Origin of the sequence: Actinoplanes sp. OR16 (assembly GCF_004001265.1) — a bacterium.
Taxonomy (GTDB): Bacteria; Actinomycetota; Actinomycetes; order Mycobacteriales; family Micromonosporaceae; genus Actinoplanes.
Genome location: NZ_AP019371.1, coordinates 4,659,976 through 4,674,733 on the forward strand (window position 1 = coordinate 4,659,976; position 14,758 = coordinate 4,674,733).

8 protein-coding genes are annotated in these 14,758 nt (G+C 73.9%); 5 read left to right on the forward strand and 3 right to left on the reverse strand.

The genetic code is table 11. The annotated features are described in order from the left end of the window. The 3 genes from EP757_RS21470 to EP757_RS21480 form a co-directional block, all read right to left on the reverse strand. Positions 1 to 984 carry a LacI family DNA-binding transcriptional regulator gene (locus EP757_RS21470; RefSeq protein WP_127548701.1) on the reverse strand — a complete coding sequence of 328 codons (984 nt, stop codon included), beginning with the start codon at positions 982 to 984 and terminating at the stop codon, positions 1 to 3. Positions 985 to 1,114: 130 nt separating this feature from the next. Continuing rightward, positions 1,115 to 2,059 carry a DUF1648 domain-containing protein gene (locus EP757_RS21475; protein WP_127548703.1) on the reverse strand — a complete coding sequence of 315 codons (945 nt, stop codon included), beginning with the start codon at positions 2,057 to 2,059 and terminating at the stop codon, positions 1,115 to 1,117. A gap of 11 nt (positions 2,060 to 2,070) precedes the next feature. Next, positions 2,071 to 2,424 carry a GntR family transcriptional regulator gene (locus tag EP757_RS21480; RefSeq protein WP_127548705.1) on the reverse strand — a complete coding sequence of 118 codons (354 nt, stop codon included), beginning with the start codon at positions 2,422 to 2,424 and terminating at the stop codon, positions 2,071 to 2,073. A gap of 90 nt (positions 2,425 to 2,514) precedes the next feature. Here EP757_RS21480 and EP757_RS21485 point away from each other — a divergent pair, with 90 nt between their 5' ends. The 5 genes from EP757_RS21485 to EP757_RS21505 are packed head-to-tail and all read left to right on the forward strand — an operon-like array spanning position 2,515 to position 14,722. Beyond that, a complete protein-coding gene (locus tag EP757_RS21485; protein ID WP_127548707.1) occupies positions 2,515 to 3,369 on the forward strand; it encodes a DUF4132 domain-containing protein in 855 nt (284 codons plus the stop codon). After that, positions 3,369 to 8,090 (forward strand): hypothetical protein, encoded by a 4,722-nt coding sequence (locus EP757_RS21490; protein WP_127548709.1) that lies wholly within the window; start codon positions 3,369 to 3,371, stop codon positions 8,088 to 8,090. The genes EP757_RS21485 and EP757_RS21490 overlap by 1 nt, the downstream gene beginning before the upstream one ends. After that, on the forward strand, positions 8,087 to 9,196 hold the full coding sequence (locus EP757_RS21495) for an AAA family ATPase (RefSeq protein WP_174262432.1): 1,110 nt from the start codon (positions 8,087 to 8,089) through the stop codon (positions 9,194 to 9,196). Before EP757_RS21490 ends, EP757_RS21495 begins: the two co-directional genes overlap by 4 nt. Next, positions 9,189 to 12,851, forward strand: a complete 3,663-nt coding sequence (locus tag EP757_RS21500) for a DUF5682 family protein (protein WP_127548711.1) — start codon at positions 9,189 to 9,191, stop codon at positions 12,849 to 12,851. The genes EP757_RS21495 and EP757_RS21500 overlap by 8 nt, the downstream gene beginning before the upstream one ends. Then, positions 12,848 to 14,722 (forward strand): hypothetical protein, encoded by a 1,875-nt coding sequence (locus EP757_RS21505; RefSeq protein ID WP_127548713.1) that lies wholly within the window; start codon positions 12,848 to 12,850, stop codon positions 14,720 to 14,722. Before EP757_RS21500 ends, EP757_RS21505 begins: the two co-directional genes overlap by 4 nt. Positions 14,723 to 14,758 lie beyond the last annotated feature (36 nt).

Below are 14,758 nucleotides of genomic sequence, written 5' to 3' on the forward strand. Positions count from 1 at the left end.
TCAGCTCCTTGCTGGTCCGGTGGAGTCGCGCACGATGAGCTGGGTGGGTGATCGTTTGTTGAGTGGCCTGCGGTCGTCGAGCAGGTCGATCAGGAGCTCGACGCCTCTCCGGCCGATCTCCTCCTTGGCGATCGCGACGGTGGTGAGCGGCGGCATCACCAGGCCGGAGAGCAGGATGTCGTCGAAGCCGACCACGCTGATCCGGCCCGGCACGTCGATGTCGCGCACCCGGAACCGGTTGAGCAGGCCGAGCGCGACCAGGTCGTTGTAGGCGATCACCGCGGTCGCCGGGGACGCGGCGACCAGGTCGGCCACCGCGGCGCCGCCGTCGACGGTGGGTGCGACATTTCCGGCTTCGAGCAATTCCATGTCGTACGCCGTGGTGGCCGATCGCAGGCCGCGCAGTCGATCGCGGTTCGACCACGAGGTGCGGGGACCTGCCACGTACGCGACCCGGCGGTGGCCCAGCGCGTGGAGATGGCCGATCGCCTGGCGCATGCCGTCGGCGCTGTCGGCGGTGACCGAGGGGAAGGGCGAGACTCGCCGGTTGAGCACGACGACCGGGGTCTGCACTTCCTCGCCGATCGTCCGGAGCTCCTCGTCGGCCGCCCGCGGCGAACAGAGGAGGAAACCGTCGACCTGTTTGGCGAGCGCTCTGATCAGCGTCGTCTCGACGGCCGGATCCTCGTCGGTGTCGCTCAGGAAGACCGCGTAGTCGAACCGGCGTGCCTGGGTCTGGATCGACTTCACGACGCTGGGGAAGAACGGGTTCGCGAGGTCGGGCAGGACCACGCCGATGTTGTGGGTCCGGCCGGTGATCAGGCCGCTGGCCGCGCGGTTGGGGTAGTAGCCGAGGTCGCGGGCGGCGCGCTCGACCCGCTCCCGGGTCTCCGGCCGGACCTGCTCGGGTTTGGCCAGGGCCCGGCAGACCGAGGACTGTGAGACGCCGGCGAGCCGGGCCACGTCCTTGATGGTCGCCGTCATGCGACTGCCCCTCTCCCGATCTTCATAGAGATCGATCGATGAGGGTCAGTCTGGAAACCTTTTCAGGAAAGTGTCAAGGATGCGTCAGCCCGGTTTCAGTTCGCGCTGAAACCGGGCTGGTTCGCTGTTGTCAGTGGCTTGTCTTCAGGCCGTTGATCAGGGCGGCCGGCGTACGCGGGTCGTCCATCGTGACCGCGAAGCGCCGGCCGTCGCGCAGGTTGAGCACGAGACCCGGCCCGCCACGCAGCACCAGCGCGCTGCGACCCGGCTTCACCCGGTAGCCCCAGCCACCCCACTCGGTCGGGATGATCTCGGCGGTTTCGGCGGTGACGATCTGGTCGAGCGGGATGTGCTTGAACGTCAGCCCGGCCAGGCCGGCGACCAGTCGCAGCCCGCGGCGGTCAGCGGTCACCCGGATCCGGGCGAAGACCAGGCCGAGCAGCAGCGGGATCGGCGCGACCAGCCAGACGCCGGGCAGGGTGAGCACCGCCACGATGACCACGACGGCCGTGGACGCCAGCATGAGCCCGAACATCAGCGGCGCACGCAGTGTCGTGCTGAAGGCGGCCCGCTCGGTCGGCCCGAGGTCGAGGGCGTCCACCGGCGGCTCCGCCGGCACGTCGATCACCGGCGCGCGGCCGGCGATCAGCCAGGCGACCAGACCCCAGGCCATGCCGATCACGAACCAGCCGAATCGCCAGCCCAGGCGGGGATCGGCGGGGTTCGCCAGGGTTGCCGTGGCCGTCGCCACCCAGACTCCGGCCGCCCCGCCGGAGACGGAGGCGACGCCGATGACGAGGCCGCGACCGGCTGCTGTGCGGCGTACGTCATCGGCGGGGTTGTCCGTTGATCTCGAAGTCACCGCCGCCGCCGCGAGAGCGGTGAGGCCGGACAGCACGCCGATGATCAGCATGGTGAGCCAGAAGCCGTCCGCCGAGCTCCAGCCGTCGGCCGGCCCGGAGCCGCTCCAATGTGTCGCGATCTTCTCGGGCAGCTCGTCGAGCCAGCCTCTCGTCGCGGCCGTCACCGCCACCGGCAGCCACACCACTGCCGCGGCCGTCCACAGTCTCGTCATGCCTGGGCTTCTCACGGTCGAGCCTCCCTCACGATCTCCAACATCTCCGTCTCGCCGAGGCCTTGCCGGCGAGCCTCCCGGACGAACTCCCGGGCCAGCTCGGCCAGCCGCAGCCGGGCCGCGTCGGCGTCCCCCCGGACCACCGCGCCCCGGCCCCGGCGCAGCTCGATCAGGTCCTCGTCGCGCAGCCGGGCATAGGCCCGGAGCACCGTGTGCAGGTTGACGTCGAGCACGTCGGCCAGCTCGCGGGCGGCCGGCAACCGCTCACCGGCGGCCAGCTCGCCGCGCATGATCCCGCCGCGCACCTGAGCGGCGATCTGGTCGGCGAGCGGCTCGGCCGCCGCCACGTCCACGCGGAACAACATGTTCGCATTCTACTATAACAATCAAGCGCCCGCGAAATTGTCGGTGGCGGATGGCACACTCCCTCCCACATCAGCGATGAGGGGATCTCCATGGGCTGGGTGGCGGCGGGTGCCGACTATCAAGTGAGCGTCGATCGGGGCAAGGTCGTCGCCCGGACAGCGCAGGGCAAACGGCTGAAAGCGCTGCCCAAGGCGCTGCGCGATCACGAGGTGGTGGTCGGCCTCCGCCAGCTGATCGACTGGCTGAAACGGCATGAGGCGTCCTGCCGCACCGAGGTCGAGCGCTGGATGATCCGCTCGCTGCCGGTCCCCGCCCCGGTGATCGCCCAGGTCTGGGCCGACGAGTCGTGGCGATCGGTGCTGCGCGACCTCGTGGTCGTCCCGGTCGGCCCCGGCGGCGATTGGGACGTGGCCGCCGCCGGTCTGCTGCGCGACGCCGACGAGGAGAAGGGGCTCGGCGTGGTGGACCTCGACGGCGAGTCCACCCGGATCACCGCCGCGACCGTCGCGATCCCGCACCCGGTGCTGCTGCCCGACCTCGGCGACCTGCGCGAGTTCGCCGCCGACCTCGGCGTCGAGCAGGGCACGCTGCAGCTGTTCCGGGAGGTGTGGCGGTTCTCCTCGGCGGACGACCTCCGCCGGTTCTCCGGCGCTCACTACAAGGAGCTGCGGCACGTGCAGTCCCGGGCCACCGCCGCCGGCTACCGGGTGCAGGGCGGCACGTCGGTCTGCCGGATCTGGGAGTCCGGGGCGACCGTCCTGGCATCGGTCTGGATCGGCGACGGCGACCCGTCCTACGAGACGGAGACCGGCGATCTGGTGTTCACCAACGCCGCCGGTGAGGTGCTGGCCCCGGAGCAGGTGCCGCCGGTGGCGTGGTCCGAGGGTCTGCGGATGGCGGCCGCACTGCACGCCGGCCGCGTCGTCGAGGAAGAGGGCAAGTGATGAGCGAGCAGCTGCTGGAGGCCGGGGCGATCCTGGCCGGCGCCCCGGCGGGCGGCGCCGACGACGCGATGACCGCCCGGTCCTACCGTCATCCGGTCCTCGACGGCCGGACCGTGGTGCGGCTCGTCGGCGCCACCGTCGGCCCCGCCGAAGACCTCACCATGGACTTCCTCGGCTTCGAGCCGGCCGCGGCGCCGGCCCCGGTCGGCCACGCCCGGCGGCAGGCCCTCGGCTTCCCGGCCTGGGCGCTCGTGCACGACCCGGCCAACGGGCGGCACGCCCTGGCCCTGGTCAAGGAGATGGAGAAACTCGCCCGGGTCGCCCGCAGCAAGCCGGGCAACGCCAAGGACGGTTACGACGCCCTCGCCGGTCGGCTCGGCGCGGCCGCCCCGGCGTTCCTGCCGACCTTCTGGGAGCAGGCGGGCCGGGCCTTCCTCGGCGCCGACAATCAGCGGATGGCCGGCACCTGCTTCACCGAGGCCCGCCGCGCCGAGCAGGTCCACGGCCTCGCCGTCGACGAGGACCGGGTGCGCGACGTGCACCTGGAGTTCGCGTTCGCCGGCGCGCTGACAGCGGCCATGCTCGCGGAATACGCGCGGGGCGTCGTGGTCCGCCGTCCCGCCACGGAGGCTTACGCGCTGGTGCGCACCCTGGCGCTGCGCCGGGTCGCCGGTGGCCTCCCGCCGCACGCGTCGATGGCCGCCGACCTGGCCCGGCTCGCCAAGGCCGCCGGCCTCGACCCGGAGCAGGAGGCCGACGCGATCGTGCCGCAGCTGCTCGGCTACCCGGCGATGGGCCGCGCCCACCCCTCGGTCTGGAAGGCGTACCGCAAGAGCCTGGTCCGCACCGGCAGACGCGACCCCGAGGTCCGGGCCCGGCTGCTGGCGATCGTCCCCGAGCCGCCGGGCTGGCGCACCGACATGACCGCCCAGTGGCTGGAGATCATCGAGGCGAGTGGCGCCGCCGCCGACCTGATCGCGGGCAGCGGCCCCGGCGCCGATCCGGCGACGCCGGCCCGCTGGCTCGGCCGGATCCTGGCCGGCCGGCGGTCCAGCCGGACGAGCGGGGAACGCAGCGAGGCGCTCCTCGGTCTGGTCGAGCGGATGCTGCCCCGGCTCGCCGCCGGGCCGGCCGTCCCGCTCGCCGACAGCCTGTGGCGGGTCGAGCTGGACGTCCTCGACCTCTGCCTCTCCGCCGGCGTGCCGATCGAGATCGGCGACCGGGTCCGGCGCGCCGGTTTCGACGTGGCCGAGTGGGCCGAGGACAAGAGCCCCGGCCGGCGCGACCTCGCCGCCGTCGCCGCCGACCCGCAGTGGCGGCCGGTGCTGCGGGAGGGCGCCCGGCACGCGGTCCGGCGGCTGCGCAACGGCGACTCGCTGACCTCCCCGGCGCTGCCCGAGCAGACACTGCGGCACGCGTTCGGCGCCGCCGGGGTCCGTGAGGTGCTGGTCGACCTGGTCACCGAGCTGGCCGGCCAGGCCGGTGACGGAACCCTGCGCAGGCTCGACCTCGACCTGACCGAGCTGGCGCCGCTCTGGTCGCCGCACGGGATGGCCCTGGCGCCGGACGCGTTCCGGCGACTCGCCGCCGTCGACGTGGCGGCCGTGGTGACCCGCAGCCTGCGGGCCGGGCTGCCGGAAGAACTGGGCTGGGGGGCGTACGAGGAGGCGGCCCGCCAGGTCAAGGCGATCCGGATCGGCGAGTCCTGGCCCGAGCTGGTGGTGCACGGCGCGGACGCGGCCTACGTCATCGCCCCGGACGGCGCCGTCACCGAGCATCAGTTCCGCTTCCCGACCGGTTCCCACCCGCACGCGCCGGTGCGCTGGTCGGAGACGGCGTGCCGGCTCGTCGACGGCGACCTGCTGGTGATGTGGCGGGGCGAGGAGGGCGGCGTCGGCTACTGGTCGTCGCGGCCGTCCGACCTGATCGCCGCCGACATGCTCAGCGAGCCGGTGCTGTGGCAGGCCCCGGCCGAGCCGCTGCCGGTGCCGGGCGGCGGTCTCACCACCGGTGCGCGGCCGGTGCACCCGGGCGACCCGCGGGGGCCCGGGGCGTCCTATCCGCTGGCCAGTGACGGCCAGGCGTTCTGGCGCTGTGAGTACGTCCGGTCGCCGTCCGGCCCGGCGCAGTGGCAGTGGCGGGAGTTCGACCCGCGGACCGGCGCCGGTGGCAGGGTCAGCGTCCCGGCGTTCTTCTCGGATTTCTCACCCGGCGCCGGACGGCTTGATGCGATCGCATCCCGGTTGCGGCCGGTCCCGGCCGTGTTCGCCGGGTCCCCGCTCGGTGCCTCTCCCGACCTGCTGGCCGGATGGCGCACCGTCGTGACGGACGACGGCACGCAGTCCGGTGAAGGCGCCGACGGCCGCCGGGTGGTTCTGCCCGCCGGCGCCGGCGGGTCGCTCGTCGGCGCGCTGATGCTGCCCGGCGCGGAGACGCCGCTGCCGATCACGCACGAGGGCGGCTACCGCAACGGCAGCCTCACCATCTGGACGGCGGACGGCCGGCACCCGCTCGCCGTCCTGAGCCCGGTGAACAGCCTGCTGCCGCCGCTCGCCTGGTGGCACGCCCTGCGCCCGCGCGACGAGGCCGGTTCGGCCGCGCTGCGATCGCTCGCCGAGCCCGTGGCGTCCGCGCTGCTCGCCGTCGACGCCGGCGTGACGAAGACCCTCGAGGTCCGCGACGCCGTCACGGCGAACCTGGAAACCCACCTGCCCGGCGTCACCGACCCGGTCCTGCGTGCCCGGCTCGCCGAGGTGCTCGCCCGAGCGGTCCGGCTGAACCGGCGGCTCACCGAGATCGCCGCCCATCTGGAGGCGGAGCCGGAGACCGCCCCGGAACTCGCGGGCATCTCGGACGAGGCCCTGACCGAGGCGTGGAAAGGGCTGGAGCAGACGTCCCGCTCCTACTACATGGGCAGCACCGGCCTCCGGCACGAGATCATGGAGCAGATCCGGGTCGTCGCCGCCCACCTGGCCGGTGACGCCGGAGCGCCGCCCGTTCCCGCTGTCGCGAGCGGGTGGGCGAGCCTCCTCGGCGGTCTCGGCGCGGCGGCGGTGCGTGCTGCCTCGCCGGTCGTCGGTGACGCCGACCGGGAAGCGCTCGTCGCCTTCCTCACCACCGTGGCCGGGACGCCGCTGACCGGAGAGGGGATCCCGGTGCGGGTCGCCGTGGTGACCCAGAAACGGACCGGGTCGCAGCAGGCCGAGATCCATCGGGACGGCGGCCAGGTCTCGGTCCTCTTCCCGCCGGAGAACTACCACTGGCGAGATGACCAGGTCTGGGACCGCGTCGCCGTGCAGGGTTCGGCGTCCGGCGTGTTCACCCCGCCGCCGGGGACGACGGTGGGCGCGGAGACGTACCCCAGCGGCCGGATGACCACCGCCCGGCTGGAGCGGTTCGCCGAGCTGCTCGCCGCGCGAGGCCCGGCGCCCTGGCGGCCGGAAGCCGCCGAGACGCTGGCCGGGCAGACCGGGATGACCCGCGCCGAGGCGATCCTGCTGCTCGCCGGGCTGCCCGGCATCAACGACTGGCACGACAACTTCCTCACCACCGAGCAGCGCACCGTGCTCGGGCTCTCCGCGGCGCACGCCAAGGTCGGGCGGGAGACGCTGCGCGACCTGACGCCGGCGCAGCGGGTCGCCCTGCTGGACGCGGCGATGCCCGCCGATCCGGCCGCACTCTGGGAGACCGGGCCGGACGTCGCGGCGGTCGCCGCGGAGTGGATCAGGATCCGCGGGCGGCGCATCGCCGTACCGGAAACGCTCGTGACCGACCTGGCGCGCTTCGTCGAGCGGATCCGCCCGGTGGCGCTGCTCCAGGCGATCGCCGACCCCCGCCCGGGCGACTGGCTCAGCACCGACGGGCGCACCGAGATGACCCACTACAACCACCTGACGACCACGGTGGCACAGGGCACGGCGTTCTCACAGGACCACCTGAAGGCCGCCGCGACCACGCTGCCGTGGCTCGCCTACCGCCTGAGCTGGGACGATCCGCTGCGCCTGCAGCTGCCCGGGGCGCTGAGGCTGGTCCGGGAACGGCTGCGCAACCCCCACCTGCTGGTCGGCTGGGCGATGTTCGAGGTGAAGAACCGGCCGGACGGCATGCCCGCCCTGGTCGAGCGGGAGACACACAACGACTGGATGTTCCTGCACCTCGCGCCGGCGAAACTGACCGGCCCCGACGACCCGGCGATCCTCTACACCGACGACGACACCCGCGCCGCGCTGAAGATCCTGCTCTCCGACTGGATCGACGCGGCGGTCGCGACCCCGCCGCAGGCCACCGGTGATCCGCACGATCCGCGGGTCGCCGCCCCGGTCCTGGTCGGCGAGGTGGCCGGGCGGTTCGGGCTCGACGCTGACGCCGCGGCGTACTATCTCCAGCTCCTCGCCCTGCCCGATCCGACCGACCGGAACGTGCAGGCGTGGAACGGGTGGAAGCCCGCCCAGCTGCGCAGGGCCCGGGAAGCCCTGCTCGCCGCCGAGCTGGTCGTCGCCGCCAAACGCGAGCGCGCCGGCCGACCGATCTTCCTGCCCGGTGGCTGGTTCCCCGCCCGTGCGCCGATGCTGCCGGTGGAGACCTGGAAGGCCGAGATGTACCAGCACGCCGTCAATCAGCGCCTGGTCACCCGCTCGCTGCCGGACCAGTTCGCCATGGCCTGGTCCCGCGTCACCGGCGGCGACATCCCCCGTTACAGCACCCTCGAGGAGAAGCCGTGACCGACGCCCGACAGATCGACCCCCCGGAGCATCGGTACGCCGAAGAGCTCGAGTTCCTGGCGGCCGCCGACTCCGGAATCCGCCCGCCGGGCTGGCGGATGACGCCGCGGTCGGTCGTCACGTTCGTGGCCGGCTCCGGCGGCGTCCCGGTGAACGGCCGGGTCATCGCGCCGAAGTTCGTCGGCGAACGCGCACTCGTCGAACGCTGCGTCGTCACCCTCGCCGGCGAGCGCGGCCTGCTGCTCGTCGGCGAACCCGGCACCGCCAAGTCGATGCTCTCCGAGCTGCTGTCCGCAGCCATCTGCGGGACCAGCGCGCTCGCCGTGCAGGGCACCGCCGGGACCAGCGAGGACCAGCTGCGATACGGGTGGAACTACGCCCTCCTGCTGGCGAAAGGCCCGTCCGCCGAGTCCCTGGTGCCGTCCCCGATCCTGACCGCGATGCGGACCGGCGCCGTGGCCCGGGTCGAGGAGATCACCCGCTGCCTGCCCGAGGTGCAGGACGCCCTCGTCTCGATCCTCTCCGAGCGCCGGATCAGCGTGCCCGAGCTGTCCGGGCTCCCGGAGGCGACCTCCTACGCGGCACCCGGGTTCTGCCTGATCGCCACGGCGAACCTGCGCGACCGCGGGGTGTCCGAGATGTCGGCGGCGCTGAAACGCCGGTTCAACTTCGAGGTGGTGCCGCCGATCGCCGACTTCGACGCCGAGGTCGCGCTGGTCACCCGGCAGGCCCGGGCGTCGGTCGAGCGTGGCGGCGCGACGTTCGCCGTCGACGACGCGGTGCTGGACACGCTGGTCACCGCGTTCCGTGACCTGCGGACCGGCCGCAGCGCCGAAGGCTGGGAGGTCGAGCGGCCGTCGTCGGTGATGAGTACCGCCGAGGCGGTCGCGGTGGCCGCGTCGATCGGGCTGTCCACGGCATATCTGCCCGGGCCGGATCCGCTGTCGCTGCTGCCGGGACACCTGCTCGGCGTGGTGCGCAAGGACGACCCGGAGGACGCCGGCCAGCTACAGGCGTACTGGGACGGCGCCCTGCGCCGCCGTGCCGAAGCGGGCGCGCGGATGTGGCGGCAGCTCTGGGAACACCGGGACGTCCTGCGTGACTGACGTCCGAGCGGCCGTGTCCCGGCTGGCCGATGATCCGCGGGTGCTGCTCGTCGGGGTGCGGCACCACTCGCCGGTGCTGGCCGCGGCAGTGCCGGCGCTGCTCGACGCGTTCGACCCGGCTGCCGTGCTGGTCGAACTGCCCGCCGAGATGCAGCCGTGGGTCCGCTGGCTGGGCGACCCGGGCACGGTGGCGCCGGTCGCCCTCGCGGCGGCCGGTGAGGACGGGGCTGTCGCCTTCTATCCGTTCGCCGACTTCAGCCCGGAGCTGGCGGCGGTGCGGTGGGCTGCCGCCCACGATGTGCCGGTGATCTGCTGCGATCTGCCGCTGACCGATCCGGCGTGGTCCGCCCCGCAGATCTTGGAAGGTGCGGGGGAGGGGCCGCGGATCGGGGAAGGCGGTGGCGACGGGCCTCGGATCGTGGAAGGCGGGGACGCCGGGCCTCGGATCGTGGAGGGCGGTGGCGACGGGCCTCGGATCGTGGAGGGCGGTGGCGACGGGCCTCGGATCGTGGAGGGCGGGGACGCCGGGCCCCGGATCTTGGAAAGTCGTGGGAGGTCGCTCTCCGCGGCTGTCCGGGCTGCTCTCTCCGGGCGGGACGGCGATGACCTCTGGGATCGGTGGATCGAGGCGGGGGCGCCGGGCAGCTCGCCCGAAGCGGTGCGGCGGGCGGCGCTCGCGGCGGGGTGGGCGCTGCGCCAGGACGGTGTCGATCCGCTCGGCGTAGATCCGCTCGACCTGCGGCGGGAGGCCTGGATGCGGGGCCACATCCGTCGTGCGGCCGGGCGGGTCGCGGTGATCGCCGGGGCCTTCCACACGCCGGCGCTGCTCGACGGTCCCGACTTCGGGCCGGCCGTTGGCTTTGACGGCGATCTCGAGCCGGTCGGTGCCGCCGACGGGCCGGTGGTGTCGCTCGTGCCGTACACCTTCGACCTGCTCGACTCCCGGTCCGGTTATCCGGCCGGCATCCGGGATCCGCGCTGGCAGCAGGCGGTGCACGACTGCGGCGCCGACCCGTCGCGGATCGCGCTCGCCACGCATGCGTTCGCCGTCGAGGTGGCACGGGAGCTGCGCTCGCAGGGCCAGCCCGCGGGTCCGGGCGAGGCTGCCGAGGTAGCGCGGCTCGCGGGAGATCTGGCCGGACTGCGTACGCTGCCCGCCCCCGGCCGTGGCGAACTCGTCGAAGCGCTGCAGACCGTCCTCGCCCAGGGAGCACCGGCCGGAACCGGCCGAGGCGTGGCCCGCGCCATGGAGACCGTGCTGGTCGGCCACCGCCGGGGGCGGCTGCCGTCCGGTGTGCCGGTGACCGGGCTGCTCCCGGCCGTGCACGGCGAACTGGCTCGGCTCAAGCTGCCCGGTCCCGGCGCCGCCGCCCAGCGGATGCGGCTCGACCCGCTGCGGTCGCCCACCGACCGGGACCGTGATCTGGTGATCCGGCGGATGGCGGCGTGCGGGGCGCCGTACGGGTCGGCCGGTTCGTCCGCTGGTTCGTCTGCCGGGGAGACGCTGACCAGCACCTGGCGCCTGGAGTGGAACCCGGCGACGGACGCCGCACTGAACCTCGCCGGTCTGCACGGCGTGACCCTCGCCCAGGCCGCTGCCGGGATGCTGACAGCGCGGCGGCGGCGTGAGGTCAAGGCGGGCGGGCCCACCCCGGAGCAGGCTCTCGCCGGGCTGGCCGAGGCCGTGGCGTGCGACCTGCCGGAGGTGGCGCGGGAACGGCTCACCGATGTTCAGCAGGCGGTGGGCCATGGCGGTGGGATCGAGCAGATCGTGGCCGGGTTGCACCTTCTCCGGCGGATCGAGCGGTCGTCCGTCGCCGGGCTTGAGATCGCTGTGGTGCGGGACGACCTGCATGCGGCGGCGGTGTCGGCGGTGGCCGGGCTCGCCGGGTCGAACCGGGTCGAGGACGCCCGGGCGCTGCACGACCTGGTCCGCGCCGCCGACGAGGCCGGCCGGCTGCTGCGGCTCGGCCAGGCGATCCGTGCGCTCGCGGCTGACGGCTCACCGTTGATGAGCGGCGCCGCCTCCGGAGTCGGCGTACTGCTCGGGCACGAGGAACCGGGCGTCTTCGGTGAGCGGCTCGCGTCCTGGGCTCTCCTGCCCGCCGACGTGGCCACCGGGCGGCTGCGCGGGGCGCTCAGCGTGGCCGGTGCTCTTCTGCAGGCCGGCGGCGAAACCCTGGAACCACTGCTGACGTTCGTCGACACCGTGCCCGACGACGAGTTCGTGAGGCGTCTGCCGGCCCTGCGCGGCGGCTTCGACGCGGTGAGCCCGGCGGATCGGGACCGTCTCCTGTACACCGTCGAGGACCGCCACGGTCGCGTCGATCCCGATCTGCCCGCCGACGCGCCCACCCTCGCCGGCTGGCTGGCCGCCGACCGCGCCGGCGTGGCCGCGATCCGGGCGCTCGACCTCGGCCCGTCCCCGTCCCCTGCCTCCTCGCCCCCGTCCCCTGCCTCCATGTCCTCGTCTCCGGGCTCCACGCCTTTGGCATCTTCCGCCACGCCGCCTTCCTCGGCCTCGGCTGACGGGTCGCTTCCCACGGCTGGGAAGGACCTGGAGATTTCTCCTGCTCAGCGGTGGCGGTTGCTTCTCGGACGGGAGACCGACGGCCTGCCCGCCCGGCAACGGCGGCTGGCCACGGCGCTGGATGAGCTCTACGGGGCGGGGCAGGGCGAAGGGGCCCACACCGTGAGCGCCGGTGGTGGGCGCGACGCGGCGTACCCGGAAGTGCGTGACTGGCTCGCCGACCTGGAGGCCCTCTTCGGCGCCCGGGTGCGCGACGAGGTGCTGGCCCGGGCGGCGGAACGCGGCCGTGCCGATGCGGTGCTGGCGGCCGACCCGGACCGTGTTCGCCCGTCCGTAGACCTCCTGCACACCGTGTTGTCCCTGGCCGGTGGCCTGCCCGAGGCGCGGCTGGCCAAGCTGCGGCCGATGGTCGCCCGGCTCACCGCCGAACTCACCGCGGAACTGGCCCGCCGGATCCGGCCGGCGCTCACCGGGATCGGCACGTCGCGGCCGACCCGGCGGCGTACCGGGCGGCTCGACCTGGCCGCCACCGTACGCCGGAACCTGCACACCGCCCGGATCGACGAGACCGACCGGGTGACGATCGTGCCGGAGCGGCCGGTGTTCCGCAGCCCGGGCCGCCGCAGCGTGGACTGGCAGGTCATCCTACTCGTCGACGTGTCCGGCTCGATGGAGGCGTCGACGATCTGGGCCGCGATGACCGCCTCGATCCTGGCCGGGGTGCCGGCGTTGCGGACGCACTTCGTCACCTTCTCCACCGAGGTCGTCGACATGACCGACCGGGTCAGCGATCCGCTGTCACTGCTGCTGGAGGTGCGGGTCGGCGGGGGTACGCACATCGCCGCCGGTCTGCGGTACGCCCGCCAGATCACCCGGGTGCCCAGCCGCACCCTGGTCATCACGATCAGCGACTTCGAGGAGGGATACCCGATCGGCGACCTGCTGGCGGCCACCCGTGCCCTGGCCGACGACGGCATCACCCAGCTCGGCTGTGCGAGCCTCGACGACAAGGGGCGGCCGCGGTACAGCACCGGCGTCGCCGCCCAGCTGGCCGCCGCGGGCATGCCGGTCGCCGCGCTGAGCCCTGCCGAGCTGGCCCGCTGGATCGGGGAGCAGGTCCGATGAGCCTTCCTCCCGTGTCCGCCGACGTCACCGCCGACGCCGTGACCGCCCTGCCGGCCCGTCTCCGCTCCCGCCTCGACGCCGTCATCGACCAGGCGCGCGGGTGGCCGGTCACGGTCGAGGGCACTGCCGTCACGGTCCGCCCCGACGACCAGCTGACGGTGACCCTCACCGACCCGGTGACGACCGCCGGCGACGCGGTGTGCAGCTGCCTCCTGGCACCGAAGTGCCTGCACCGAACCGCGGTACTGAGCCTCGCCCCGATCCTGACCACCGCGACAGCCGCGGATGCGCCAGAACCCTCCAAGATCCGGGAAGGCCGTGCGTCAGGCCAGGGCGAGGAGCGAGGGCCTGCGTGGGGAGTGGGTGAGGAGCGAGGGCCTGCGCGGGGAGTGGGCGAGGAGCGAGGGCCTGCGCGGGGAGTGGGCGAGGAGCGAGCGCCGGCGCGGGGACGGGGCGAGGGGATGGTTTCCGCGGCCGGCCGGGAGGGGCGGCGGAAGCGGGATTCTCTGCCGGTCAATGCGGCTCAGCGGGATGCCGCTGCCGCGTTGTGGCGGGTCGCTGCCGACCTGATCACCGCCGGTGTTCCTGGTGCGGGAGCGGTGGCGCAGGCTGATCTGCTGCGGGCGGTGCATCGGGCGCGGGCGGCGGGAGTGCATGCGCCGGCGGCGAGCGCGGTGCGGGTCGTGGAGCAGTTGCGGGCGGCACGATCGGACTCGCCGGGGTTCCGGTTGAGGGAGCTCACCGCGGACGTAGGGGAACTGCTGCTCGCCTGCCATCGCCTCGCCGCCGGTGACGGTGCGGCGCTCGGGGTGGCACGGCGGGACTACGAACCCGTCGGTGATCTGCGTCTTCACGGTGTCTTCTGCGAGCCGGTTCGGGCGGCTACCGGTCATGCCGGGGTGGTCACCTATCTGGCCGACGCCGGCGGCACGATCTGGGTGGTCTCCGACGTGAAGCCGGACGACGCCCGCCCGTCCACCAGGACCTCTGTCGACCTGGGCGAGGTCCGGCTGAGTCATCACGACCTGGCTCGGGGTGGCCTGCGGGCGGTGAACGCACACGCTTCCGCGGCACGCCGCCTGAGTCACGGCCGGGCCCGCCAGGCGGTGGCGACAGCCGGTACGCCGTGGTCCGCGGATCCGCTGGACGGTCTCTGGCGGATCGGCGTCGCTGACCAGGTCGAACGGTGGCTGACCGGTGTGGCGTCGCCGGTTCATGAGCGGCCGGCGGCCTACGACCTGGCCTTCCTGGAGGGTACGGTCCTCGGCGCCGATCGGCAGGGACTCCTCCTGGCGAGTGCGGAGGAGGGCGGGCCGGTCGTGACGGTGGTGCCGGCCGTGGCGTCGACGGCGGCGCCCTACCTGGTCAACCTGAGGCTGCTGGCCGAGCACGCGGCCGGGACGAAGGTGCGGCTTGCCGGGCGGTTCGCCGGTGCGCGGCGGGTGGCCGGGCTGGCCTTCGCGGCGTCGTGGCTTCCGGAGAGTCACGGCGGCCACGTGGATCTCGGCGCCACGACGCTGACCCGGGCCGACCTGCCGACGACCGGGCTGCGGGCGGAGGACCGAGCCGCCGGCGAACCGGGCGGGCCGCCACTGCATCTTCTCCGGCATCACCTGGAACGAGTCGTAGCGGCCGGCCGGAGCTGTCTGCTCGCCGGTGTCGAGGGCGATGCGAGGCGGCTCGATGCCGCCCACCTGAGTGGGGCGGCGGCTGTCCTGAGAGGGCTGGGGGAGGCGGGCGTCCGGCGTACCAGGGATGTCTTCGGAAGGCTCGACCCGCACGATGCGCACGTGCTGGCACGGGCCTGGCTCGCGGCGGCGGTCTACGAGCAGGCCGCAGGCCGCGAGATCACCCGTGCGGCGTGGAGGTGATGTTCATCCGGACGGGGGACGCAGGGGGTGGCGGTC

Bases quoted from the DNA above. Each gene is read 5' to 3' on its own strand.
- EP757_RS21470 (WP_127548701.1), bottom strand. From the start codon at position 984: ATGACGGCGACCATCAAGGACGTGGCCCGGCTCGCCGGCGTCTCACAG.
- EP757_RS21475 (WP_127548703.1), bottom strand. From the start codon at position 2,059: ATGACGAGACTGTGGACGGCCGCGGCAGTGGTGTGGCTGCCGGTGGCG.
- EP757_RS21480 (WP_127548705.1), bottom strand. From the start codon at position 2,424: ATGTTGTTCCGCGTGGACGTGGCGGCGGCCGAGCCGCTCGCCGACCAG.
- EP757_RS21485 (WP_127548707.1), top strand. From the start codon at position 2,515: ATGGGCTGGGTGGCGGCGGGTGCCGACTATCAAGTGAGCGTCGATCGG.
- EP757_RS21490 (WP_127548709.1), top strand. From the start codon at position 3,369: ATGAGCGAGCAGCTGCTGGAGGCCGGGGCGATCCTGGCCGGCGCCCCG.
- EP757_RS21505 (WP_127548713.1), top strand. From the start codon at position 12,848: ATGAGCCTTCCTCCCGTGTCCGCCGACGTCACCGCCGACGCCGTGACC.